This is a genomic window from Xenorhabdus thuongxuanensis, assembly GCF_001908095.1.
GTDB classification, from domain to species: domain Bacteria; phylum Pseudomonadota; class Gammaproteobacteria; order Enterobacterales; family Enterobacteriaceae; genus Xenorhabdus; species Xenorhabdus thuongxuanensis.
In genome coordinates, this window is the sequence record NZ_MKGR01000025.1 from 1 (window position 1) to 24,226 (window position 24,226).

A 24,226-nucleotide genomic window follows, 5' to 3' on the forward strand; every position below is an offset into this window, starting at 1 on the left:
CCAGCCAACGAAATAAACTCAAAAAAGCCGGCTGGAGCGATGATTATCGTGCACAAGTGTTCTTTGGATAGATATCAATCAAAGTATGCTCGCGCCCTGGCCTGAACCGTAAACACTCGGTTATTCAAAATCACCTGAAATGCATGACAAAATCATCGGTACTTTCATTGAACGTGAATATTATGTTTGAGGGCGATCAGCGCTTTGAATACATGACCAATTTCCCCAAACCCAACCAAAATCAATTAAAAATCTACCCAATAAATTGATTATAAAGGAAAACATAAAACCACATTTGTACCACCCCCCACACACCGCCAATCGAATGATTTCCCCCGTCTAATCCGCCAATATATCAGCACACCTTAACAGGAGAGAATGCTAATATGGCACAAGATTATCATCACGGAGTCCGTGTTCAGGAAATCAAAGAAGGTACGCGTACCATCACTACCGTTAGCACCGCTATCGTAGGTATGGTTTGTACTGCACCTGACGCAGACGAAAAAACATTTCCATTAGACACACCGGTATTATTGACTGACGTTATGAGCGCCATTGGTAAAGCTGGTGAAAAAGGCACTTTGGCCGCATCACTGAAAGCAATCGCAGCACAGGCACAACCTGTCACTGTCGTAGTTCGTGTGGCTGAGGGCGAAACTGAAGAAAAAACCAGTAACAATATCATCGGTGACGTTACGCCAGAAGGTAAGAAAACGGGTATGAAGGCACTGCTTGCTGCACAAAGCCAGCTCGGTGTTAAACCTCGCATTCTGGGTGTTCCGGGTCTGGATTCAAAAGATGTGGCTAGTGAACTTGCCGTTATTGCCAAACAACTGAAAGCAATGGCGTATGTAAGCGCTTATGGCTGCAAGACCTACATTGAAGCGATCAAATATCGTGAAAACTTCGGTCAGCGTGAGCTGATGCTGATTTGGCCTGATTTCCTGAGATGGGATAAAGGTGAAGTTATTGCACCTGCGACGGCTTATGCACTGGGCTTGCGCGCCAAAATCGACGAAGAGACCGGTTGGCACAAAACCTTGTCCAATGTGGGCGTTAACGGCGTAACGGGTCTGTCTGCCGATGTCTTCTGGGATCTACAAGAGACTGGAACTGACGCTGATCTTCTGAACCAGAATCACATCACAACACTGATCCGCAAAAACGGTTTTCGTTTCTGGGGTTCACGCACTTGTGCTAGTCCTAATTCTGATGAGTCACTGTTTCAGTTCGAAAGCTACACCCGTACTGCTCAGGTTCTGGCTGACACTATGGCTGAAGCACACATGTGGGCTATCGATAAACCGCTGACTCCATCACTGGTACGCGACATTATTGAAGGTATCAATGCCAAGTTCCGCGAGCTGAAAGCCGGTGGCTACATCATTGACGGTCGTTGCTGGTATGACGACAAAATCAACGATAAAGACACCTTGAAAGCCGGCAAACTGACCATCGATTATGACTATACACCTGTACCGCCACTGGAAAACATGATGTTACGCCAGCGCATTACAGATAGTTACCTGATGGATTTCGCGAAAAGTATCAATAAATAAGGGGCTAACTGATGGCATTACCTCGCAAACTTAAATACCTGAACTTGTTCAATGATGGCAACAACTATCAGGGGATCGTGGAAGAACTGACTCTTCCTAAGTTGAGCCGCAAGCTGGAAGCCTATCGCGGTGCTGGCATGAATGGCAGCGCAATGGTGGATTTAGGTCTGGATGAAGGCGCACTGGATGCTGAATTCACTCTGGGCGGCGTTGAAGCTCAACTGTACAAACAGTGGGGCATCGCGAAAGCCGACGGTGTCATGCTGCGCTTTGCTGGCTCTTTTGAGAGTGAAGATAACGGTGAAGTGGTTGCAGTCGAAGTTGTGATGCGTGGTCGCTTCCAGGAGTTCGATCACGGCACTTATAAACAGGGGGATAACACCCAGACCAAAATCACTGCCAAAAATACTTATTTCAAACTGACATGGAATGGTGAAGAACTGATTGAAATCGACACCATCAACATGGTTGAAAAAGTAGGTGGGGAAGATCGTCTGGAGCAGCATCGCCGCGCTATCGGTCTTTTTTAATCGCTTCTTTTAGCAATTAACTTTTTTAAAACTTATTTCCTGTCTCATCAGTGTATTAATCGTGCCTGTTGAGACAGGTCTCTAATCGGATAAACAAGGTTGAACCATGACAGAAACACTGAATACTCAAAATGACGATCTGCGCACCATTGAATTGGAAGCACCACTGGCGCGAGGCAACGGCGAAATCACAGAAGTGATGGTACGCAAACCTAACAGCGGTGCGTTGCGCGGTGCACGTTTACAGGCATTGCTGGAAATGGATGTGGATTCTATGCTGCTTGTCCTGCCGCGTGTTACCACCCCTGCATTGACCAAAAATGACCTGATGATGATGTCACCTGGTGATCTGATTAATCTCAGTGTGGAGGTGGTCAATTTTTTGTTGCCGAAGTCGGTCAAGTCCGATTCCCAGAACGATTAACCGTTGATGAATTGGTGGCAGATATCGCCACCGTTTTTCACTGGTCACCGACAGTTACAAATGAAATGTCACTATCGGAACTATTGGACTGGCGACATCGGGCCATTTTAAGAAGTGGTGCAGAAAATGAGTAATATACAGTCACAGCTTAACAAGGTACTGAGTACTGTTGGTAAGCTGACCAGTTCCTTTAAATCTTTTCAACAGCATCAGAAAAAACTGGTAGGTTCAGTTGATAAAATTTATAACCAGTTTAAAAAACTTAATAAGACTGTTGAAGGATTAAAACCCATTGTAGGTTATGCGCAGGAAACTGCGCGTATGCGTGCCGATCTTAAGGCCTATAATCAAACCATTAAACAATCTTTCTCTGCGCAGAAAAATTCCACTGAAGTAGTACAAGTCAGCGCCGCTAGCCAATCAGCCAATATTATTCAAACTACGCAGAATATTAGACAAGAAAATTCATACAGTAAGAAAAATGAATTTAACCTTGGTGTGTCTGGAAATATAACTAACAATTTTACATTGCTAGATAAGTTGATTATTAATATTAATCCAAAGATAACAATTTTATTTGGTACGCTGAAAAAAATTAAAAAAGTTTTGAAATTTCCCACTAATTCAGTGAAGGCATCGTTTCAAATTCTGATTAATTCTATAAAAATTTTTGGCAGTGTTGGTATAAGAGTTTTTGATTCTCTGAGAGTTAGTTTCCGTATCTTTGGTATTTTGTCTATTCAGATTTTTGGAACATTGAAAGTTCGGCTAAGTATTTTTGGAAAGATAGGAATTAGAATCTTTGATTCATTGCGTATTGGCCTGAATATCTTTGGGCAGTTGGGTATCCGAATCTTTGGCTCGTTGCTCATAGGGTTGAATATCTTTGGGCAGTTAGGCGTCCGAATATTTGGCTCATTGCGTATTGGCCTGAATATCTTTGGGCAATTAGGCGTCCGAATCTTTGGCTCATTGCGTATTGGCCTGAATATCTTTGGGCAATTAGGCGTCCGGATCTTTGGCTCATTGCGTATTGGCCTGAATATCTTTGGGCAGTTAGGCGTCCGGATCTTTGGTTCATTGCGTATTGGCCTGAATATCTTTGGTCAGTTGGGTATCCGAATCTTTGGTTCGTTGCGCATAGGGTTGAATATCTTTGGTCAGTTGGGGATACGAGTTTTTGGCTCTTTGAGAATTAGCTTAAGTATATTTGGCCAATTAGGTGTAAGAGTATTTAATTACTTGGGAAGTAGCCTCAATATATTGGGTAGTATTGGAGGGAAAGTTTTTGGTTTTCTCAGGAATTCATTAAATACACTATTCAATAGCGGTAACAAAAACGGTATTTTTGTAGGATTAAGAAAAAGTATAGGAAGACTAGGAAGTATTGGACAACAAGTATTTGGCTTTTTGGGCAATAGTATAAGAATGCTGGGAAGTATTGGTGCGAAAGGTTTAGGCTTTTTAGGTAATGCTTTCAGTATACTGGGTCGTGCAATAATGATTGTTGGCCGTGTCATGATGGCGAACCCCATTCTTGCCATTATTGGTGTTATCGCAATGGCTGCTATTTATATTTGGCAGAATTGGGGAACATTAGGAGAGAAATTCTCTGCATTATGGAATTACGTAAAAAATATCTTTAGCAGTGCGTGGGAAGGAATTAAAAACCTTGTCAATAGTGCATGGGAAGGTATTAAAAGTTATTTCATGAATGGGGGATTAATCGGCATTATTTATCAAAATTGGGATTCCATTAAACAAAGTACCTTAGAAGTTTGGGAAGCGATTAAAGTTGTATTAAACGAGAAATGGGAATCCATTAAGCAAAGCGTTTTTACAACTTGGGAAAATATCAAAACTCAAATCAGTGGTGCCTGGGAATCCGTTAAACAGAATACTTTAGAAATTTGGGAGAGCGTAAAAAAATCAATTTCAGATAAATGGAATGAAATTGTTGCTGATGTTCAGGCTATTCCCGAAAAATTAAAAGCGGCTGGCTCAGCAATGATCGATAGTTTGCTAATTGGTATTCAAGAAAAATGGGAGAACCTGAAAAGTAAATTTGCCTCTATTACTGATTGGTTTAAATCGTGGTGGTCTGGTGATGATAAAAAGGAAGTTGCCGTAAAAACATCACAGGAAATGACCAAGAGCGACACATCTCAGCAGGCAAAACAGATTACTCAACATGATACAGGGGGATTTATTCCTGCTGGAAAACAAGGCCTTGTAGGGGAATATGGCCCTGAAATTATCAATGGCCCAGCTAATGTTACCAGCCGGAAAAATACTGCGAAACTCGCTGCCTTGGGTCTTGCCGTTGGCTCAATGTCACTGCCGGTTGCGGCGCAGGATGCACCATTACACGCGCAGAGTTTACCTGCTCACGCTTATGAGGAAGTGCAGGCGAAATGGGAGCGGAGTCAGCCACAGCAATATGGTGGTGCAGCACCGCAATATAACATCTATGTCTATGGCACCCAGGGACAATCCGCGCAGGATATTGCCCGTGTGGTCAGGCAAGAATTGGAACAAAGAGAACGTATGCACCAAGCGCGTATGCGTAGCTCACTTTCAGACAGAGGAGAAGATTTCTCATGATGGCTGCACTTGGTTTGTTTGTTTTTATGCTGAAAACAACGCCCTATCAGACTTTTCAATATAAACAGAGTTGGCGACATGCCTTCAACAGCCGCGTGGGAGCGCGGCCTGCCTGGCAGTTTGTCGGTTCAGACAATGATACGATCACGCTATCTGGGGAGCTTTATCCTGAACTGACCGGTGGTTCACTTTCATTGACTGCATTGAAAGTGATGGCAGATAGTGGCAAGGCGTGGTCTTTTATTGATGGAAATGGTGCGATTTACGGTATGTTCGTTATCGAAAGCATTGATGAGACAAAAACAGAATTTATGTCAGGTGGTGCGGCCAGAAAAATCAGTTTTACGCTGACTTTACGGCGTGTTGACAATAATTTGTTTGAAATGTTGGGAGACTTACAGGATCAGCTTTCTGATATCAAAGACGATGTTGTCGGTAAAGTCAGGGGAGTATTCTTATGATCGATTTTGAAAAGTGGATACCCGACACGGATTGGGTTCCCCAATTTGATTTGGTCACTGGAAAAGTCAGTAAACCCGCTTTTCGTCTGGAAATCAACAATAAGGATATCAGTGGGAAGATCCAATCACGCCTGATGTCATTAACATTGACGGATAATCGTGGCCTGGAATCAGACCAGCTCGATATTGAGTTGGATGATGCGGATGGCATGCTGGTGATGCCCCGTCGTGGCAATATTCTTACATTAGAACTGGGGTGGCATGGCTACTCCTTAACGCCGAAAGGAAAATTTGTTGTTGATGAAATTGAACATGTCGGTGCGCCAGATCGATTGACCATTCGTGCCCGCAGTGCAGATTTTCGTGGTGATCTGAATGTGAAACGGGAGGCGTCTTACCATAAATGCACTTTAGGCAGTATTGTCAGTACCATCGCTGCCAGAAATAAATTGGCGTTTAAGATAAGCTCAGAGTTAGAAAATATCGCTATGCATATCGATCAAACAAATGAATCTGACGTCAGCTTTTTGACTCGACTGGCAAAACAAGAAGGCGCAATCGCTTCAGTCAAAAATGGCGAATTATTGTTTGTTCAGCAGGGGCAGAATAAGACGGTGAATGGTAAGCATATTTCGCCTGTACTGATTACGCGTAAATCAGGGGATAATCACAGATTCTCTCTTTCCGATCGTGAGGCCTATACTGGTGTTGTTGCTCAATGGATGGACACACGTACAGCAACTAAACAGGCAGTTAAATTGAAGCGAATGGCATCAGAGGAAGGAAAAGTTGAACTTGTCGTTGAATATGAAAGTGGTAGTAGCCAATCATCAGACAAGAATTCTTCTCAAACAAACAAAAAAACCACTAAAAAAGAGGATGCTTCTTCCGGGAAAAAGCAACCACAATCCTCTAAAAAGGAAAAAGATCTTAAACCTAAACCACCTGCACCTGGCAAAGTTAATTTGGCCAAGAAAAACCCAAAAACTAAAGGTCGTGGAAAGCCGACTTATATTAAAAAGGGGAATAAAAACAAAGGTAACGGCAGTATCGAGATAGAAGCGAATTTCGATATTGAAGACAGCTTATCGTATGAAGAACAGCGTGAATCAACGGTTGAACATCATCAAACAACTACGGAACAGCAAGAATCTGCAAGCTATTTGGTGGGAACTCAGGAGAATATTCTGACGCTTTCGCATATTTATTCTAACAAAGAAAGTGCAGAGCGTGCCGCTATCGCCGTGTGGAAAAAAATGCAACGAGGAGCTGCGCAGTTCTCTATCACATTAGCCTTGGGGCGTGCTGATATTTATCCTGAAACTCCCATCCAGTTAGAGGGATTTAAACCAGAAATTGATGAAACTGACTGGACCTTGGTCAAAGTCACGCACACGCTCAATAACAGTGGTTTTACGACATCATTAGATCTCGAAATAAAAATCGATGAATTTGAAATGAGTACTTGATCTCAGCATGAGATCTTTGTTATATTGTTCACCAGACGAGATGATGTTATTTCAAGACAGTTATTTCAAGATAACGATTTCAGAAAGGTGAACAATATGATTAAGTGTCCTCTGTGTGGTCAGTCAGCGCATACTCGCAGCAGTTTTGAGCATTCAAGCCAAACAAAGGAGCGCTATAACCAATGTCAGAATATCAATTGTGGAGCAACGTTCGTCAGCCATGAAACCTTTGTACGTTTCATTTCTAAGCCAGGTGAAGTCAAGAATGTGACGCCACATCCAAGGGCAAAAACCAAGAGACAACCTCGCCAGAAAGTGGCTGCCGCACAATAAATAACGAAAAAATATTGCTCCAATTTTTGCCACCGTTATGGTGGCTTTTTTTGGAATGTTGAATTGAAGGGGTTCTTTATTCGAGAACTTCTTGTGACGCCCACTCGTCAACAAAAAAGTAGGCGTCAAAACCATTTAGTTGATTTACTTCTGGTTCTGATATTGTTCCTGCAAAATCCTTTGCATTTCATCTTTGATGTGTAGTTTTTCTTTTTTCAGGCGTATAACTTTATCGTTGTAACCTGCACCATTTGGGCCTTCAAGTTGGGTTATCTCGTGGTCAAGTCGGTTATGTTTTTCAAACAGGGATTGGAAGCGGGGATGAGATTCTTTCAGGTTGGATACTAAATCACGATATTCTGGAAACATAAGACCTCCTATACGAAATTCACTACCACACTCGGTGAGTGTAGCAGGTCATTTTAATATCAGATTTGAGAAATATCACATAAAAAAGAACTGGTAGAACCTGTTCAATGGTGGGTTATTAATAAAAATTAACATTGATTATGAGTGAATAGATTTTTTCTTATCTAATGCCTTTAAGAATCAGTGCATTGCCAAAAAACATAATTTACCCCAATTTTTTTATTGTTATTATCTAGTCTCCTTTTTAAATATATTCAGAGGTGATATATGAAAAAGTATTTATTTCCTTTAGCTGCCTTGATGGTATCGACTTCGGTTTTTGCGGACAAAAAACTTGAAGATATTGCGCCTTATCCTGCGCCTTCTGAGAAAATGGCTCGTAGCGTGATTGAATTGCCTCAGAAAGAACATGAAAACGACTACATGGTTGAATTGGTGATTGGCAAGGATATGAAAGTGGATTGCAATCATCATTGGCTTGGCGGTGAGTTAGAGACTAAAACGCTGGAAGGTTGGGGATATGACTATTATGTCCTAAATAATGTTACTGGTCCCGCTTCAACGAAAATGGCTTGTCCAAATCAAGAAAAAACAGTACGTTTTGTTCAGGTTCAGCTAGGTAAAGAAGCTTTTATACGTTATAACAGTAAATTACCTATCGTAGTATATACGCCAAAATCGATGACAGTTAAATATCGTATTTGGCAAGCTTCGGATGAGGTAAATAAAGCAGTTATTAAATAAGTTATTGGTTAAATAAACCGGCAACCTGAGTTTTTATATTAAACTCAGGTTGTTTAAAAAATCATTTCTTTTTTGTTATTGTTAACTTAACAATAAAATCAATCTGTAATAAACCATTTATATTGGTGTCGTTGGTTTTTTCTTTAATTTTCTGTCTGCGATTCCTTGCCCATAATTAAAAATATTAACTAAACTGTTTTTGGATTCTTTTGCATTCATGCAAATATTATTGAGGAATCGTAGAATGTTTAAAAAATTATCGGCAGAGTTTTTGGGTACTTTTTGGTTGGTGTTTGGTGGATGTGGTAGTGCTGTTTTAGCTGCGGCATTTCCACAGCTAGGGATTGGTTTTGTGGGTGTATCCCTGGCTTTTGGTTTAACTGTAGTAACGATGGCCTATGCGGTAGGGCATATTTCAGGAGGGCATTTTAATCCAGCAGTAACATTGGGATTGTTCGCTGGCGGGCGTATTTCTGCTAAAGATGTTATTCCTTATATTATTGCACAAGTGATTGGAGGAATTGCGGCAACAGCGATACTTTACCTTATCGCCAGCGGTAAAAGTGGTTTTGACGCAACGGCAAGTGGTTTTGCATCTAATGGCTATGGTGAACACTCTCCTGGTGGTTTTTCATTACGAGCTGCAATTATTGTTGAATTAGTATTAACCGGATTTTTCTTGATTGTCATTCTTGGAGCGACAGATAAAAATGCACCAGCTGGTTTTGCACCATTGGCTATCGGTTTAGCATTGACACTTATTCACTTAATTAGTATTCCAGTAACAAATACATCGGTTAACCCTGCAAGAAGTACCGCGGTTGCTATTTTCCAGGGAACGTGGGCTTTGGAGCAGCTTTGGGTATTTTGGTTGATTCCATTAATTGGTGGTGCTATCGGTGGGTTGATATACCGGGCACTCTTACAGAAAGATGATTCATCCGTTAATTAATATTTCCTTCATTTTGATAAGCCATGTTATAGCATGGGAACGAGGTGAATATTGGATTACAACGGATAAGAGTAAGATTGATATTCATTTCGTGGTCATGCTCCCAATGATTAGATATTGTGATAAACTCCCTGCTTTTTATTCTGGGTGAGAGATGGCTAAAGTGGATGTGGTTTGTCGTTACTGTCATAAAACAGAAGAGGTTAAAGGGCATGGAAAAGGACGTACTGGTCATCCCCGCTATCACTGCTATGCCTGCCGTAAAACCTTTCAACTGAACTATGCCTATCAAGCCTGTTATCCCGGCGTGAAAGAGCAAATTATTGATATGGCAGTGAATAACTCCGGTGTTCGTGATACCGCTCGTGTACTGAAGATAGGGATTAACACCGTCATTCGCACGTTAAAAAACGCTCCCCGAAAAATGTGACCAACCTTCCTCTTGAGGGAAATGAAGTCCAGCTTATCTGTGAAGTTGATGAGCAATGGTCATTTGTGAGAAGTAAAAAGAATCAACGCTGGCTCTGGTATGCCTGGGAGCCTCGCCTCAAGCGAGTCGTGGCCCATGTTTTTGGTGATCGCAGTACGGCGACTTTATACAAACTCCTTGAGTTATTATCACCTTTTAATGTCAGGTTTTACTGTACGGATGATTATGCACCTTACAACCGACTTCCTGAAGAAAAACATATTGTTGGAAAACATTATACCCAACGTATAGAAAGAACCAATCTGACATTACGTACACGTTTAAAAAGACTGAATCGAAGGACGATAGGTTATTCCAAATCAGAGGAGATGCACGATAAGGTGATAGGGACTTTCATCGAACGGGAATACTATTCTTTATAGGGGAATCTAACCATTGGAGTCACGACCTTTATTTGTAAGTTCGTCATGCATTATTTTTTTCTCCTGTAATAAATAATGTTGGATATATAAATAATATAGCTTTTAAAAAAATATTCCTTAAAGACCTTGAACTTTATTTCAGTTTTGTAACATCATCAAAAAAATTGAATTATTTTTTTAAAAAAACTTAATTTCTTTATGAAATTACAATGATATATATTTATCTCTATGATTTTTTAGAGTTTTGTGGTGTGTGTAATAAAATAAGATAAGATAAAAAACCCAGTTTATTTATAGTTAGGTTTGGTTGTATATTGTCACTTGCCTGCTGTAAGTTTTATTTCGAATTTTTATATATTAAAAAGCATGTGAGTTAATGTTTTTATACTCAGCAATATCTGCATATTGCTAACTGTATTAATTGGCTGTGATGTAAAAGTAATAAATTAGGAATGAATTATGGAACGTCTTGACATAGAAGAAGTGTCTAACAAAATTCTACATGAATTATTGCAGTATCGACGTCGTTTCCCTGAATCTGAACATACACTTCAAGATGAAGAAAAAAAGGTTTCTGAGGTTCAACTGCCACGTATCCGTGCATTTGTGGAGCAGGGGAAACCTATCGAATGTATTTTACCTGCATTTCCAACAAAATCCCCAAATCCCAGAAAAGTATTAGGTAAAATGCCTGATATGGCAGAAAAATTATCACTGATTTTTCTAAACTCCCTTTGTCAGCGTATTCAGCTTTATTATCCACCTGGAGCAAATATTGTTATTTGTTCTGATGGGCATGTTTTCAGTGATCTTATTCTTGTCGATGATGACACAATTACCCACTATCAATTAGAAATTGAAAAGCTTCTACATGAACTGGGAGCGACTCATCTTTCAGTTTTTAATCTTGGTAACGTTGAATCACTAACGCAATATACCAATGATTACGATCAACTACGTGAATTATTGGTCAGTCGTTATGCCTCTTCAATTGAAGAGATCAAAGATGAACTTAAAAAAACCGAAGAAGGCGTTCAATTATATCGGGCGATTACTCGTTTTCTTTATGAAGATAGCTTATTGCCAGAATATACAGGTTCAAAAAATGCGTTGCAAAAAGATGCACGCCAGCGCTCGGCTGGGGTTATCCAACGTAGTTGGGCGTGGGGTAATTTGCTAGCAGAGCAGTTCCCCTTGGCGATCCGTCTTTCTATTCACCCGCAGCCCGTGGACAGTATCAAAATTGGTATTCATATGATGCCGACTAGGGATGATTGGTTGACGCCGTGGCATGGTGTGGCGGCCAACATTAACGGTCAGTTTGTACTAATGAAAAGTGATGAAGTGAAAAAGATGAATGGAAAACTGATCGAAATTAGAGGTATTCCAAGCCATTACTTGATTGAAACGTCATCTAAAGAAACCCAGCAAATAAAATCTCAGACGGCGACAGCATAAGCAGAATAACCAAGTGGTATACCGTATTTTGGAGAAAAAAATCATGAATACATATGAAATTGATTGTCATATTGAGGTAATGAAACCTTTTGGCGTATTTATTACTCCCAATTACCCTAATCAGGATATTGCCACACTGTCAGTTGATGCTTTGCGTAAACTGGCTCGTACTCATCTGCTGGTTGTGTTACGTGGCTTTCAATCCGGTTTTATGGATAAAGAGAAACTGACGGAATATTCTAGCCACTGGGGTGAAATCATGATGTGGCCATTTGGTACTGTATTGGATGTTATGGAGTCCCCTAAACCGTCTGACCATGTTTTGGACAGTGGTAATGTACCGTTGCATTGGGATGGAATGTATAGAGAGACGATCCCCGAATTTCAGATATTTCACTGTGTATCTGCTCCAGAAGCGGCTCAAGGAGGGCGTACTACGTTTGTCAACACTGAACAATTAATTATCGATGCCAGTGATGATGAGCGTAATGCATGGAAAAATACCACTATTACCTACCGTACAAGCCGAGTGACACATTATGGTGGTGAAGTGACTTCACCGTTGATTTGCCTTCATCCCAACGGTAAAAAATGGGTTATGCGTTACAATGAGCCGATGGGAAAAGACGATGTGAAGTATGCTGATCATCACGCTTTGAAGATAGATGGCATGTCACACGAAGAGCAACAATCCCTTGAGGAGATACTGTATAACCGCTTGTATGATCCGCGTTATTTCTACGCCCATCAATGGCAATCTGGTGACATTGCGATTTGTGACAACTTTACTTTATTACATGGACGTGAGGCTTTTATTTCCCGTTCTCCTCGCCATATTCAGCGGGTACATATCCATGGCATGCCTGTGTGTGAGAATCACAATTTCCGCACTATTTCTGTTTCAAATGCTGATTGAATAGAAGTTGCCTTGAGGGAGGTTTGATTAATGTCTCGTATTGTTTTAGCTGCTATTGCAACTCCTGGTCATGTTTTTCCAATATTCACTATTGCCGAACATTTAATAGGGCAGGGACATGATGTCACAATATTTAGTGGTTCTTTGTTTCAACAGCAAGCAGAAGCATTGGGAGCTACTTTTGTTCCTTTTGATAAACAAGTGGATGTTGATTACCGCTATCTGGAAAGATATTTTCCTGAACGGGCAGAACATCCACCGGGAAATATTCAGATGGCGTTATCATTAAGGAAATTTTTTGCCACGCCTATTCCCGTATTGTCGAAGCAATTGCTGCAAATTCTAGAAAAGGGGCAAGCTGATCTTCTGATTATCGATAATACTTTTTATGCAGCGCTGCCGTTATTGCAGAAACCGGCTGAAAAGCGTATCCCTGTCATTGCTATTGGTGTTACTCCGCTACCGTGGTCATCAAAGGATGCTATATTTTGGGGAGCTCGGATCCCACCTGAATTATTGCCTGCTGATTTAACACGCGAGCAATTGGTAGATGAGGAAACGTACCAATTAATTGAACAGGTCAGGGAAGCATTCAATCAGTCGCTTGCTGCCGTGGATTGTTCCCCGCTGACAGGGGATCATAATGATATTTTGATGAGTGGAGTTGATCGTTTCTTGCAACTGGCAACTCAATCATTTGAGTTTTCTCGTGATGATTTACCTGAGACGGTGGATTTTATCGGATCGCTGCCGGTGAAAGTGGAAGATGATAAAGCACAAATCAGCTGGCCAGATGAAAAACTGCCGTTGATCTTAGTGACTCAGGGAACACTGGCTAATGTTGATTTTAGCCAATTGATCTTGCCCACATTGCGTGGGCTGGCAACTTTGCCGGTTCGGGTATTGGCGATTACAGGTGGTCGATCTATCGATGCCTTGGGCGAAGATCTTCCAGAGAATGCCAGAGTAGTAGAGTATCTCAATTTTGAACACTGGCTGCCCAGAGCATCAATTTTTATTACCAATGGTGGTTATGGTTCTCTGAATTCAGCCATTCGTCATGGTGTACCTTTGGTGGTCGCTGGAACAGGAGATGGTAAATTGGAAGCTGTCGCTCGTGTTATTTGGTCACGTTGTGGTATCAGCTTGCATACTGATACACCAAATGAGCAGCAATTATATAAGGCAGTGACAAGAATATTATCTTCCCCGATATGGCGTCAGCAGTCACAGATCATTAAGGCAGATTATGATGCCCATAATGCTTTGGCATCAATAACGCGCCACATTAATGAATTGATTGCCCAATAGATACTAATCTGTCTAAAACAGGATATAAGTAATCGATATATCGGTTAAAACAGATAGGGTCATAAAATGGAACGCGGTATGTTTTTCTTACCGCGTTCTTTTATGATTAGGCGTTTTCCCGCACGCCTTCAACGGAAATGATAAGTTCAACTTCCTGAGATTTTGGTCCCAGATCTTCTTTGATATTGAAGTCTTTTAATTTGAGTTTACCTGTAGCTTCGAAACCAGCACGGTATTCACCCCACGGATCGTTTCCTGCATTGATCAATTTTGCATCCAGTGTGACAGGCTTGGTTACACCATTTAATGTGAGATCTCCGGTAATAAGATAATCTTTACCTTCTTTCTTAACATTCGTTGATGTGAATTTGGCTTCAGGATATTTATTACTATTCAAAAAATTAGAGCCACGTAAGTGCTTGTCTCGCTCGGCATGTTTAGTGTCTACACTATCGGTTTTGATAACGACATTCACTTTATCGTTTGCTGGATTTTGGGGATCAAAAGTAAAGTTACCATCGAAATCCCTAAAACCACCATAAAGCCAGCTAAATCCCAAATGCTGAATACGAAATTCAATAAAGGCATGTTGGCCTATTTTATCGAACTTATAATCAGCAGCAAGCGTGCTTCCTGTACTCATGAGCCATCCCCCTACAATCAGGGCTATTAGCGTCTTTTTCAACATAATGATTCTCCAAAAGTCATTTTAATTTGGTTTGTAACCAAACATTCTTTTTAGGGTGGTATCACGATCAATAAAGTGGTGTTTCAGTGCAGCAAACCCATGTAATAGGGAGAGCACAACAACAGTCCAGGCAAGATAAAGATGAATAACGCCCGCCGTATCAGCCTGTATGCCTTGACCTGTTAAGGTTGCAGGGATTTCAAACCAGCCAAAAATGCTGATAGGTTGCCCATCGGCTGTAGAAATGAGATATCCGCTAAACAAAATACCAAATAAAGCAATATAGAGAGAGAGTTGCATTAACTGTGAACTGGTGCGTATAAAAAAACTGTAGCTTGCCAAGGGTTTTGGTGGTGGTGAAATAAATCGCCATATCACCCGAATAATCATGACAATAAATAATAAGCTACCTATACTTTTATGCAGTTCAGGAGCACGATGATACCAGGTATCGTAGTAACTTAACGTGACCATCCATAATCCAAGTGCAAACATTCCATAAACAGCAAGTGCCACTAGCCAATGAATTAAAATAGAAATATGGCCAAAGCTGGTGGAAGTGTTTTTGAGTGACATATTATATCCTTATTTTTAATATAAAGATGTTTCTACAATATAGACGAGCGTTTTTAAAGTGCATAGTGAATTAATTTCTTTATTTGGTGTGCCATTTTTTTATAATGTATTGTTTTAATAATGAATTCTAAGATGGATAACCATGGTTTTATAAGGAGGGAATTATTCTATAGGATTAACTGATTTACTATTTTAATAGGGAAATATAATGTGATTATGTAATCACACTATTTTATCATTATAGTGAGAAAGACGATGTATACATTGTGGATAGCCAATAAAAATTACTCTTCCTGGTCACTGCGTCCATGGATTTTGCTCAAGGCGCTGGATATTCCTTTTAATGAGAAGCTGAGCTATTTTGAAGACGGCAAAAGCAGCCGTGAGAAATTCCAGGTATTTTCACCTACAGGGTTGGTTCCTTGTTTGATTGATGGTGAGATTACTGTTTGGGATTCTCTGGCAATTGTTGAATATATTGCTGAGGATCATGCGCAAGTCTGGCCATCAGATAAAACAGCTAGAGCGTGGGCGAGAAGTGCTGCTGCGGAAATGCATTCTGGTTTTGCGACATTACGTCAGCTTTGCACGATGAATTGTTCTGCTCGCACTGAGTTAAATGAAATAACTTCCGAATTGCAGTGCGATATTGAGCGAATTGATACGCTTTGGGCAGAAGGATTAACCAGATTTGGTGGTGAATGGCTGGCGGGAGATAAATTCACGGCTGTCGATGCGTTTTATGCTCCAGTAGCTTGCCGTGCCCAAACCTACGGATTGAAGCTTTCTGCAATCAGCCAGAGATGGGTTAATCGTATGTTAGAACACCCAGCAATGATGGAATGGGTAGAGTCTGCACTAAAAGAACCTAAAATAGCACATTAATTCACATTTTATGAATGAAATTATGATTCAGGGTTCTTTGTGAGCCCTGATTTAATAATTTATTTTTATAGTTAACGATACGATTTGTTTTATATTTATCAGATTTATAACTTAGGTGATTATTTAAATTTTTTTTAAAATTATTTCAATAAATTAGTGTTTATTTATCCATTTTTATACATAATGTTTACTTTCATTTTCTATAACGGAAAGGGTAACTGATGGATTGGGAACACATTGTTTTTAGCATGATTTTCAGTGGATTGGTGGGAGGTATTCTCTGGACTATAATGGTTGATATGGTGCATAAATATGGGGAAGATATCACCTTGTTGGAATCTTCCCTGAGTGCCAATACGAATAAAGAGAAAAGCTGCTCGTTTATATCGTTATTTGACCCGTCAGATGCAATAGAATATAAATGATTTATATATATGCTATTCAATTTAGTAAACCCATAATAGCTGATAATATATTTACAATTCACATGAACAGCTATTTAATTAAATCTATTTATTTAGATAAAAAAAGCTCCGTGTAGGAACGGAGCGAGAATGGGTAAAAGTAGCTGAGAAAAATGTAGTACAAAAGTATAATAACTCTGCGACATTAAGTGCAGATTAAACAAAGAAGAGATGAGTATATGATTTTGCTTAATGGGAAATTGCATCTCGAATGGCTTCCAATGAAGCGGGGTTTTCAATCAAGGCAATATCGCTTGGCTCACGTCCTTCACAAATGGCTTGCATAGTACGGCGCAACATTTTTCCTGAGCGGGTTTTCGGTAATTGCGTCACAAAATAGACTCGTGCCGGACGTCCAACGCTGCCGATTTTCTTATCTACCAATTCCATCAATGCCTTTTCCAATGTGGCAAAATGGTCAGCACTTTGGATTACTCGCCCTTCTTTGAGGACAGCAAAAGCCACTGCGGCTTGCCCTTTTACTTCATCTTTAATGCCAATTACGGCAACTTCTGCAACATCTGCGTGGCTGGCAATGCATTCTTCAATCTCCCGCGTTCCTAAACGATGGCCGGAAACATTAATCACATCATCCGAACGCCCCAAAATAAAGTAATAACCATCGCGGTCACGGATCCCCCAGTCAAATGTTGAATATACTTGCTGGTCAAAGTGACTCCAGTAAGTATTAATGAAGCGGTGATTGTCGCCATAGATAGTCTGGATACAACCTGGAGGCAAGGGGCCTTTGATGACTAGCATGCCCTTTTCATTATCACCACATTCCTGGCCAGTCAGTTCGTTGAGCAGTTTGACGTTAAAACCGTACATGGGAAAGCCTGTGCTACCAAAACGGCTTGGTCTGTTATCTAAACTCCGTGCAATTGCCATAATGGGCCAGCCAGTTTCAGTTTGCCAATAATTATCAATTACAGGCACATTAATGGCTTCGGTAACCCAACGGGCAGTATGTTCATCAAGGGGTTCTCCCGCTAAATAGAGTGTTTCAAGCGATGAGATATCATATTTGGCGATGCAATCCGTAGGATATTTTTTCAAGACGCGGATTGCCGTAGGGGCAGAAAACATTCTGGTGACACGATATTTTTCGACAATTTGCCACCAAATGCCAGCATCTGGGCGTATCGGGAGACCTTCATACATGATCGTTGCCATACCGGCGATTAAGGGAGCATAGACAATATAAGAGTGTCCGACGACCCAGCCAATATCCGATGTACAGAAAAAAACACCTCTTGCCTTACCACCAAAAATAACGTCCATTGATGTTGCCAGCGCCACGGCATAACCGCCGACATCACGTTGAACACCTTTCGGTGTTCCGGTTGTGCCTGATGTATAGAGTACACAGGAGGCTTCATTGGATTCGAGCCATGTGACAGGAACTTCTGCATCAAGATGCTTCTGCCGTAACGTAGCAAAATCGACGTCCCTGCCATTCACCCAATTAATATCGGACAGCCCGCGATCTACCATTAAAACATGGCATGGCTTGTGCTTGGCTAACTCAATAGCTTCATCAAGCAGAGGCTTGTAGGGGATGATTTTTCCTCCACGTGAACCAGCATCCGCTGAGACGACTAAAACCGGTTCGGCGTTATCCAATCGGGTAGCGAGGCTGTGGGAAGCAAAACCTCCAAATACGACGGAATGGATTGCCCCAATACGGGCACAAGCCAGTAAAATAAACAGAGCTTCGGCCACCATTGGCATATAAACAACGACACGATCGCCTTTTTTTACGCCGAGTGACAACATGATAGCGGCGGCTCGATTCACCTCCCGATGTAGTTCTTTATAGGTGAAAATTCGCTCGCTATTGGTTTCCGTTGAAATGGCAATCAGTGAGTTGGCATCGGGCTGGCTTTCCAGCCAGCGGTCTAGTGCGTTGTAGCAGAGATTGGTTTTTCCCCCACAGAACCAACGGGCAAAAGGTGGATTGCTATGATCCAAAGTCTGTTCAAAAGGCTGTTGCCAGTGTATTCGTTTGGCCTGTTCTGCCCAAAAAGTATCTGGATCATCAATTGAATGCTGATAGAAATCTTGGAATGACATAATCTCTCCTACATTCATCTCTCAAGGGTATACAAATTATATGACATATAAATCGAGGTATTCGTTTACGGGGATGTTTCTCAATGACATCAGGTCAAGAGATACCGCTAAAATTTTCTGTTGTTGCTCTTGCGGGAAGCGACGCGCCAGATTGATTTTGAATTTCTCCTCTAATAGCGGAATGCCATCTTTACGGCGACGAGCGTGTCCAATCGGGAATTCGATTTTAACTTCGTCCAATTGAGTGCCATCGGTGAATGTCAAAGTCAGCGCATTGGCGATGGAGCGTTTTTCGGGGTCATGATAGTCACGGGTGAAATCGGGATCTTCGACGCAAACTATCTTTTCCCGCAAGGCGTCAATGCGTGGATCGGCAGCGATATCATCTTCATAATCCGCAGCTGTCAGACGACCAAAAATCAGTGGAATGGCAACCATATATTGGATGCAGTGATCTCTGTCTGCGGGATTATTCAATGGCCCCTGTTTATCAATGATTCTGATACAGGCTTCGTGGGTACGGATAGTGATTTGAGCAATATCTTCAATACGCTTGCCGTGCTCGTTTAATTGCTGGTGCAAGATCATTGCTGCTTCTACGGCCGTTTGTGAATGGAATTCTGCTGGGAAAGAGATTTTGAATAGCACATTTTCCATTACATAAGAACCATAAGGGCGCTGGAATTTGAATGGCTGGCCATTGAACAGGACGTCGTAAAATCCCCAGGTTTTGGCAGTCAATACAGAGGGATAGCCCATTTCGCCTGTTTGGGCTATCAGAGCCAGACGTACAGCACGGGAAGTTGCATCTCCCGCAGCCCAGGATTTGCGAGAGCCAGTATTAGGGGCATGGCGATAAGTTCTCAAGGATTGTCCGTCAACCCAGGCCAATGAAACCGCACTTAATATCTCTTCACGCTTCAGCCCTAACATTTGGGCAACAACCGCCGTAGAAGCCACTTTGACTAAAACAACGTGATCCAAACCAACTTTATTGAAAGCATTTTCCAATGCCAGACAGCCCTGAATTTCGTGCGCCTTAATCATCGCTGTCAGAACATCCCACATGAGAAGGGGTTTTTCTCCGCGGGCAATCGCATTTCTTGACAACCAGTCGGCGGTGGCAAGTATTCCGCCAAGATTATCAGAAGGATGTCCCCATTCGGCCGCCAGCCAAGTGTCATTGAAATCGAGCCAGCGAATCATTGCACCAATGTTGAATGCAGCCTGAACAGGATCGAGCTGGAATTGGGTTCCTGGTACGCGCGCGCCATTAAGCACTGTTGTTCCCGACACAATTGGCCCTAAAAGTTTTGTGCAGGCAGGGTATTCGAGTGCTTCTAACCCACAACCCAAGGTATCTATCAGGCAGTGGTGGGCTGTGGCGTAAGCAATTGGGGATGTTATGGTGTAGTCCATGACATAATCCACAATATCTACAATCACCTGATCGTAATCAGGACGGTTGTTAACAACAGAGGTAGACATAATCAATCCTTAAATCGTGTTATTTGTAAATCGAATTATTAACGTTGTTCAATCGGTATAAATGCCAAATTTTCAGGGCCAATATAGTTAGCTGATGGACGGATGATTTTGTTATCAATGCGTTGTTCAATAATATGGGCTGCCCAACCAGAAGTACGGGCAATCACAAACAACGGGGTAAACATGGCAGTAGGAACCCCCATCATGTAATAGGAAACCGCCGAGAACCAATCAAGATTCGGGAACATTTTCTTGTTATCCCACATCACGAATTCAATTCGATCGGCAATGTCATACATCTGGGTTGTACCTGCTTCTTGGGAAAGTTGCAGGGCAATTTCTTTAATGACTTTATGGCGGGGATCGGAGACGGTATAAACCGGATGGCCAAAACCAATGATGACTTCTTTTCTTTCTAAACGGGTCAGAATATCGGCCTCGGCTTGCGCAGGAGTGTCATAGCGTTGCTGGATTTCGAATGAAACTTCATTGGCCCCACCATGCTTTGGTCCACGCAGGGCTCCAATCCCCCCAATAATGGCAGAATAAATATCCGATCCCGTACCTGCAATTACTCGGCTGGTAAAGGTAGAAGCATTAAATTCATGCTCGGCGTACAGGATCAGAGAAGTTTGCATGGCTTTTTCCCATGATCCCCGTGGTTTTTGGCCATGCAAAAGATGGAGAAAGTGCCCGCCAATGGAATCATCATCGGTTTCAACTTCAATGCGGCGGCCATTATGGCTGTAGTGATACCAATAAAGCAGTATTGAACCGAGAGAGGCGAGTAAGCGATCAGCAATATCGCGGGCACCAGCCAGATTATGATCTTCTTTTTCTGGCAAAGTACAACCCAGTACAGAAACGCCAGTACGCATGACATCCATAGGATGTGCTATCGCAGGCAGTGATTCCAATGCGGCTTTGACGCTGCTAGGCAGGCCACGTAAGGATTTCAATTTGTTCTTGTAGGAAGTTAATTCTGCGTGGGAAGGAAGCTTGCCGTAGATGAGAAGATAAGCTACCTCTTCAAACTCGCAATGGGTGGCCAAATCGAGAATATCATAGCCACGGTAATGTAAATCATTGCCATTTTTGCCAACGGTACAGAGCGCCGTATTGCCTGCTGTAACACCGGACAGTGCAACTGATTTTTTGGGTTTAAATGGTGTAGATTCAGAGACTCCTGTTGCCGTATTCTGCTTACTCATTAGTATCACCTCTGCTATTTTTCTGGGAAAACAGGCCATCCAGTTTTCGTTCAAAATCGTAGTAGTTGATGCTTTCATAAAGTTCATTACGGGTTTGCATCATATCGATGACATTTTTCTGTGTGCCATCTCGACGCAAAGTGGTATAGACTTGCTCGGCAGCTTTATTCATAGCCCGAAATGCCGATAGAGGGTAAAGGGCAATGGCGACGTTTACGCTCTTTAATTCTTCGATTGTAAAGAGCGGTGTCGCACCGAATTCGGTAATATTCGCTAAAACAGGAACCTGCGTTTTGGCTGCGAATTTCTGATACATATGCAGCTCTGTGATCGCTTCAGGAAATAGCATATCGGCGCCGGCTTCGATATAAGCTGCGGCTCTGTCAAGTGCTGCATCCAACCCTTCTACTGCCAGTGCATCCGTGCGGGCCATAATGACAAAATTTTCATCGGTACGGGCGTCAACAGCAGCTTTGATGCGGTCTGTCATTTCCTGCTTGGAAACAATTTCTTTATTTGGACGATGGCCACAACGTTTGGCACCGACCTGATCTTCAATATGAACACCCGCGGCTCCTGCTTTTATAATAGACCGAATTGTGCGGGCGACATTAAACGCAGAGGAACCGAATCCAATATCAGCATCGACAAGCAGCGGTAAGTCACAGACGTCAGTAATGCGGCGGACATCAATCAACACATCATCCAGCGTAGAGATACCCAAATCTGGTAACCCCAGCGAACCCGCAGAAACCCCCCCGCCTGAAAGGTAAATAGCCTTATAGCCTGCCCATTTTGCCAGCAATGCATGGTTTGCATTGATGGTTCCGACAACTTGCAACGGAGATTCAGCCTCTATTGCTTGACGAAAATCCAAACCAGCGGAAGAAAATGCCATACATAACCTCATTGTTACCAAAATGAAATCAATTTGTGTTTAATTGTTGCTATAAAAAGATGTAGCAAGATTTATGCCAATGCTTAGAAAATGGAGAGATGAGCCAGTAGAGATATAACAAACATATTGTTTTTATTGCAAAAATTAATTTGGTGGATAAGTTTTGATTGATAAGTGGTTACTATTTAGCTATTGGCTATAATGTATATTTGTTTCATATTGAATCAATTGTGTTTCATTTTGTTTCAAATTTTGGTGATGAAACATAAGGTGGAATTAACAAGATATATGGGAGGAGATATGGCATCAGTACACTCAGGAGAACGTGACAACAATAGACCAGTGATCTGGACAGTCTCTGTTTCCAGGCTTTTTGATCTTTTTCGTGATATTACGCCGGAATTTGATCATCAGGCTAATATCACGCCGATTCAGTTGGGTTTTGAGCGTGCGGTTCAACATATTCGCAACCGGCTAGAAACCGAACATTGTGATGCTGTGATTTGCGCGGGGTCTAATGGGGCTTATTTAAAAAGCCGTTTATCTGTGCCGGTGATTATTGCCAAAGCCAGCGGATTTGATTTTATGCAGGCATTGGCTCGCGCCCGACAAATCAGTTCCCGAATAGGTGTCATTACCTACCAGAATACTTTGCCTGTATTAGAAGAATTTCAGCAGCGTTTCAATTTGCGCATTGAACAACGCAGTTATGTAACAGAGGAAGATGCCAGGACGCAGATCAATGCGTTGAAGGCGATGGGTATCAAAGTGATTGTAGGGGCAGGATTGATTACCGATCTTGCTTATGAAGCTGAGTTAGTGGGGATTTTTGTCTATTCAGCGGATTCTATTCGGCAGGCATTTCGAGATGCTTTGGAGATGGCTCGAATGAGCAAACTCAATCAAGCCGTGATTTCTCCTTATCCGACAGAAGACAAACTACGCACACGGCATACCATCAACGATATCAGAGGCAATTCTGCTGCGGTAGAACATGTGCGCAATACCATTATGCTGTATTCCCGCTCGACGGCTACGGTTTTAATTCAGGGAGAAAGTGGTACAGGAAAGGAGCTGGTGGCACAGGCTATTCATCATGAATATACCTTGCGATATGGGTCGTTAGCGGGTAAGCATCCACGGCCGTTTGTGGCGGTTAACTGTGGAGCGATTACCGAGTCTTTGCTGGAGGCTGAACTATTTGGCTATGAGGAAGGTGCTTTCACGGGTTCACGACGAGGTGGACGAGCGGGGTTATTTGAAATTGCACACAGAGGGACATTATTTCTGGATGAGATCGGTGAAATGCCGTTGCCTTTGCAAACACGGTTATTAAGGGTATTGGAAGAAAAATCTGTTGTCAGGATTGGTGGTTATCGCCCGATTGCCGTCGATGTGCGGATCATCTGTGCTACACATTGTGATTTGGATACTTGGGTCAGAGAAGGGCGTTTTCGGGCAGATTTGTTCTATCGTTTAAGTGTATTGCGGATCAACGTACCAGCATTAAGGGAGAGGGGAAATGATATTGGTTTGTTGGCAATAGAGTACTTACAACGGGCTTTTGCGGTACTTAATTTACCCATTTCTGCATTAAGGATACAGGAGCTCGCTGGGTGTTATGATGTTTTGCACACCTATCATTGGCCAGGAAATGTGCGTGAACTACGTAACTTAATGGAACGGATAGCGCTTTATTTGAGTGCTCATCCAGAACAGGCGTTAACCTCTGCATTGATATTATCACTTTCACCTGAGCGCCAGACTGAGACAGTTTCTTTTATCGAAAACACATTTCCAGTACGTGATAGTTCAGTGCATGATATTTCCGTGCATGATATTGTGGCGCAGTTTTCTGGTAATCGGCGTGCGGCAGCAGAATATCTGGGAATTAGCCGCACAACGTTATGGAGGAGGTTAAAACAGGAGCAGGAAAAAGTTAAGTAGAAACATTT

General features: G+C 42.0%; 24 protein-coding genes and 1 pseudogene. 18 read left to right on the plus strand and 7 right to left on the minus strand.

All coding sequences use genetic code 11. The features are described from left to right. Positions 1-112: 112 nt before the first annotated feature. From Xentx_RS18890 to Xentx_RS14465, 9 genes and pseudogenes are all read left to right on the plus strand, one after another. Positions 113-190: pseudogene (locus Xentx_RS18890) on the plus strand (IS1 family transposase); the annotation flags it as partial. Positions 191-386: 196 nt separating this feature from the next. Further along, positions 387-1,562, plus strand: a complete 1,176-nt coding sequence (locus tag Xentx_RS14430) for a phage tail sheath protein (protein ID WP_074020971.1) — start codon at positions 387-389, stop codon at positions 1,560-1,562. A gap of 11 nt (positions 1,563-1,573) precedes the next feature. Next, a complete protein-coding gene (locus tag Xentx_RS14435) occupies positions 1,574-2,092 on the plus strand; it encodes a phage major tail tube protein (RefSeq protein WP_074020972.1) in 519 nt (172 codons plus the stop codon). A gap of 106 nt (positions 2,093-2,198) precedes the next feature. Beyond that, positions 2,199-2,516 carry a phage tail assembly protein gene (locus tag Xentx_RS14440; protein ID WP_074020973.1) on the plus strand — a complete coding sequence of 106 codons (318 nt, stop codon included), beginning with the start codon at positions 2,199-2,201 and terminating at the stop codon, positions 2,514-2,516. A gap of 14 nt (positions 2,517-2,530) precedes the next feature. Further along, positions 2,531-2,650: a GpE family phage tail protein gene (locus tag Xentx_RS14445; RefSeq protein ID WP_208607592.1), complete on the plus strand. Its 120-nt coding sequence runs from the start codon at positions 2,531-2,533 to the stop codon at positions 2,648-2,650. Further along, on the plus strand, positions 2,643-5,120 hold the full coding sequence (locus Xentx_RS14450; protein ID WP_074020976.1) for a phage tail tape measure protein: 2,478 nt from the start codon (positions 2,643-2,645) through the stop codon (positions 5,118-5,120). The genes Xentx_RS14445 and Xentx_RS14450 overlap by 8 nt, the downstream gene beginning before the upstream one ends. Beyond that, positions 5,117-5,581 carry a phage tail protein gene (locus tag Xentx_RS14455; RefSeq protein WP_074020978.1) on the plus strand — a complete coding sequence of 155 codons (465 nt, stop codon included), beginning with the start codon at positions 5,117-5,119 and terminating at the stop codon, positions 5,579-5,581. The genes Xentx_RS14450 and Xentx_RS14455 overlap by 4 nt, the downstream gene beginning before the upstream one ends. Further along, positions 5,578-7,050, plus strand: coding sequence for a phage late control D family protein (locus Xentx_RS14460; RefSeq protein ID WP_074020980.1), 1,473 nt, complete (start codon positions 5,578-5,580; stop codon positions 7,048-7,050). Before Xentx_RS14455 ends, Xentx_RS14460 begins: the two co-directional genes overlap by 4 nt. Before the next feature lie 96 nt (positions 7,051-7,146). Continuing rightward, a complete protein-coding gene (locus tag Xentx_RS14465; RefSeq protein ID WP_074020981.1) occupies positions 7,147-7,383 on the plus strand; it encodes an ogr/Delta-like zinc finger family protein in 237 nt (78 codons plus the stop codon). A gap of 144 nt (positions 7,384-7,527) precedes the next feature. On the opposite strand, the gene Xentx_RS14470 is transcribed toward Xentx_RS14465, so the two are convergent. Beyond that, positions 7,528-7,752, minus strand: a complete 225-nt coding sequence (locus Xentx_RS14470; protein ID WP_074020983.1) for an HP1242/YdcH family protein — start codon at positions 7,750-7,752, stop codon at positions 7,528-7,530. Positions 7,753-8,019: 267 nt separating this feature from the next. Here Xentx_RS14470 and eco point away from each other — a divergent pair, with 267 nt between their 5' ends. From eco to Xentx_RS14505, 6 genes are all read left to right on the plus strand, one after another. After that, positions 8,020-8,496 (plus strand): serine protease inhibitor ecotin, encoded by a 477-nt coding sequence (gene eco / locus Xentx_RS14475; protein WP_074020985.1) that lies wholly within the window; start codon positions 8,020-8,022, stop codon positions 8,494-8,496. A gap of 244 nt (positions 8,497-8,740) precedes the next feature. Next, a complete protein-coding gene (gene aqpZ / locus Xentx_RS14480; RefSeq protein ID WP_074020986.1) occupies positions 8,741-9,448 on the plus strand; it encodes an aquaporin Z in 708 nt (235 codons plus the stop codon). A gap of 154 nt (positions 9,449-9,602) precedes the next feature. Next, positions 9,603-10,300, plus strand: a protein-coding gene (locus tag Xentx_RS18585) for an IS1 family transposase (RefSeq protein ID WP_139292502.1) whose coding sequence is annotated in 2 segments (ribosomal slippage) — positions 9,603-9,861 and positions 9,861-10,300 — 699 coding nt in all. Because the reading frame shifts where the segments join, the coding sequence is not laid out codon by codon here. 459 nt (positions 10,301-10,759) lie between these two features. Further along, positions 10,760-11,758 carry an L-tyrosine isonitrile synthase gene (pvcA, locus tag Xentx_RS14495; RefSeq protein ID WP_074020989.1) on the plus strand — a complete coding sequence of 333 codons (999 nt, stop codon included), beginning with the start codon at positions 10,760-10,762 and terminating at the stop codon, positions 11,756-11,758. 43 nt (positions 11,759-11,801) lie between these two features. Beyond that, a complete protein-coding gene (gene pvcB, locus Xentx_RS14500) occupies positions 11,802-12,674 on the plus strand; it encodes a tyrosine isonitrile desaturase/decarboxylase (RefSeq protein WP_074020991.1) in 873 nt (290 codons plus the stop codon). A gap of 30 nt (positions 12,675-12,704) precedes the next feature. Next, entirely contained in the window at positions 12,705-13,985 is a 1,281-nt protein-coding gene (locus Xentx_RS14505; RefSeq protein ID WP_074020992.1) for a rhabduscin glycosyltransferase, read from the plus strand. A 106-nt stretch (positions 13,986-14,091) separates the two neighbouring features. Here Xentx_RS14505 and Xentx_RS14510 read toward each other — a convergent pair whose 3' ends face one another. Beyond that, a complete protein-coding gene (locus Xentx_RS14510) occupies positions 14,092-14,673 on the minus strand; it encodes a YceI family protein (protein ID WP_074020993.1) in 582 nt (193 codons plus the stop codon). A gap of 21 nt (positions 14,674-14,694) precedes the next feature. Next, positions 14,695-15,249 carry a cytochrome b gene (locus Xentx_RS14515; protein ID WP_074020995.1) on the minus strand — a complete coding sequence of 185 codons (555 nt, stop codon included), beginning with the start codon at positions 15,247-15,249 and terminating at the stop codon, positions 14,695-14,697. A 255-nt stretch (positions 15,250-15,504) separates the two neighbouring features. On the opposite strand from Xentx_RS14515, the gene Xentx_RS14520 reads away from it, so the two are divergent. Both Xentx_RS14520 and Xentx_RS14525 read left to right on the plus strand, forming a co-directional pair. Then, positions 15,505-16,134, plus strand: a complete 630-nt coding sequence (locus Xentx_RS14520; protein WP_074020996.1) for a glutathione S-transferase family protein — start codon at positions 15,505-15,507, stop codon at positions 16,132-16,134. Between the two features lie 221 nt (positions 16,135-16,355). After that, positions 16,356-16,559: a hypothetical protein gene (locus Xentx_RS14525; protein WP_074020997.1), complete on the plus strand. Its 204-nt coding sequence runs from the start codon at positions 16,356-16,358 to the stop codon at positions 16,557-16,559. A 228-nt stretch (positions 16,560-16,787) separates the two neighbouring features. Here the strand turns inward: Xentx_RS14525 and Xentx_RS14530 are convergent, their stop codons facing one another. From Xentx_RS14530 to prpB, 4 genes are read right to left on the minus strand one after another with little or no spacing between them, the layout of a single operon-like run. Continuing rightward, positions 16,788-18,674, minus strand: coding sequence for a propionate--CoA ligase (locus Xentx_RS14530; protein ID WP_074020999.1), 1,887 nt, complete (start codon positions 18,672-18,674; stop codon positions 16,788-16,790). Positions 18,675-18,710: 36 nt separating this feature from the next. Further along, positions 18,711-20,162 carry a bifunctional 2-methylcitrate dehydratase/aconitate hydratase gene (locus Xentx_RS14535; protein ID WP_074021000.1) on the minus strand — a complete coding sequence of 484 codons (1,452 nt, stop codon included), beginning with the start codon at positions 20,160-20,162 and terminating at the stop codon, positions 18,711-18,713. A 38-nt stretch (positions 20,163-20,200) separates the two neighbouring features. Next, the gene (gene prpC / locus Xentx_RS14540; RefSeq protein ID WP_074021002.1) at positions 20,201-21,373 is read right to left on the minus strand and encodes a bifunctional 2-methylcitrate synthase/citrate synthase; all 1,173 of its coding nucleotides are present in this window, start codon (positions 21,371-21,373) and stop codon (positions 20,201-20,203) included. Next, positions 21,366-22,271, minus strand: coding sequence for a methylisocitrate lyase (gene prpB / locus Xentx_RS14545; protein WP_074021003.1), 906 nt, complete (start codon positions 22,269-22,271; stop codon positions 21,366-21,368). Before prpB ends, prpC begins: the two co-directional genes overlap by 8 nt. Before the next feature lie 300 nt (positions 22,272-22,571). On the opposite strand from prpB, the gene prpR reads away from it, so the two are divergent. Beyond that, positions 22,572-24,218 carry a propionate catabolism operon regulatory protein PrpR gene (prpR, locus tag Xentx_RS14550; protein WP_074021044.1) on the plus strand — a complete coding sequence of 549 codons (1,647 nt, stop codon included), beginning with the start codon at positions 22,572-22,574 and terminating at the stop codon, positions 24,216-24,218. The last annotated feature ends 8 nt before the right edge of the window (positions 24,219-24,226 follow it).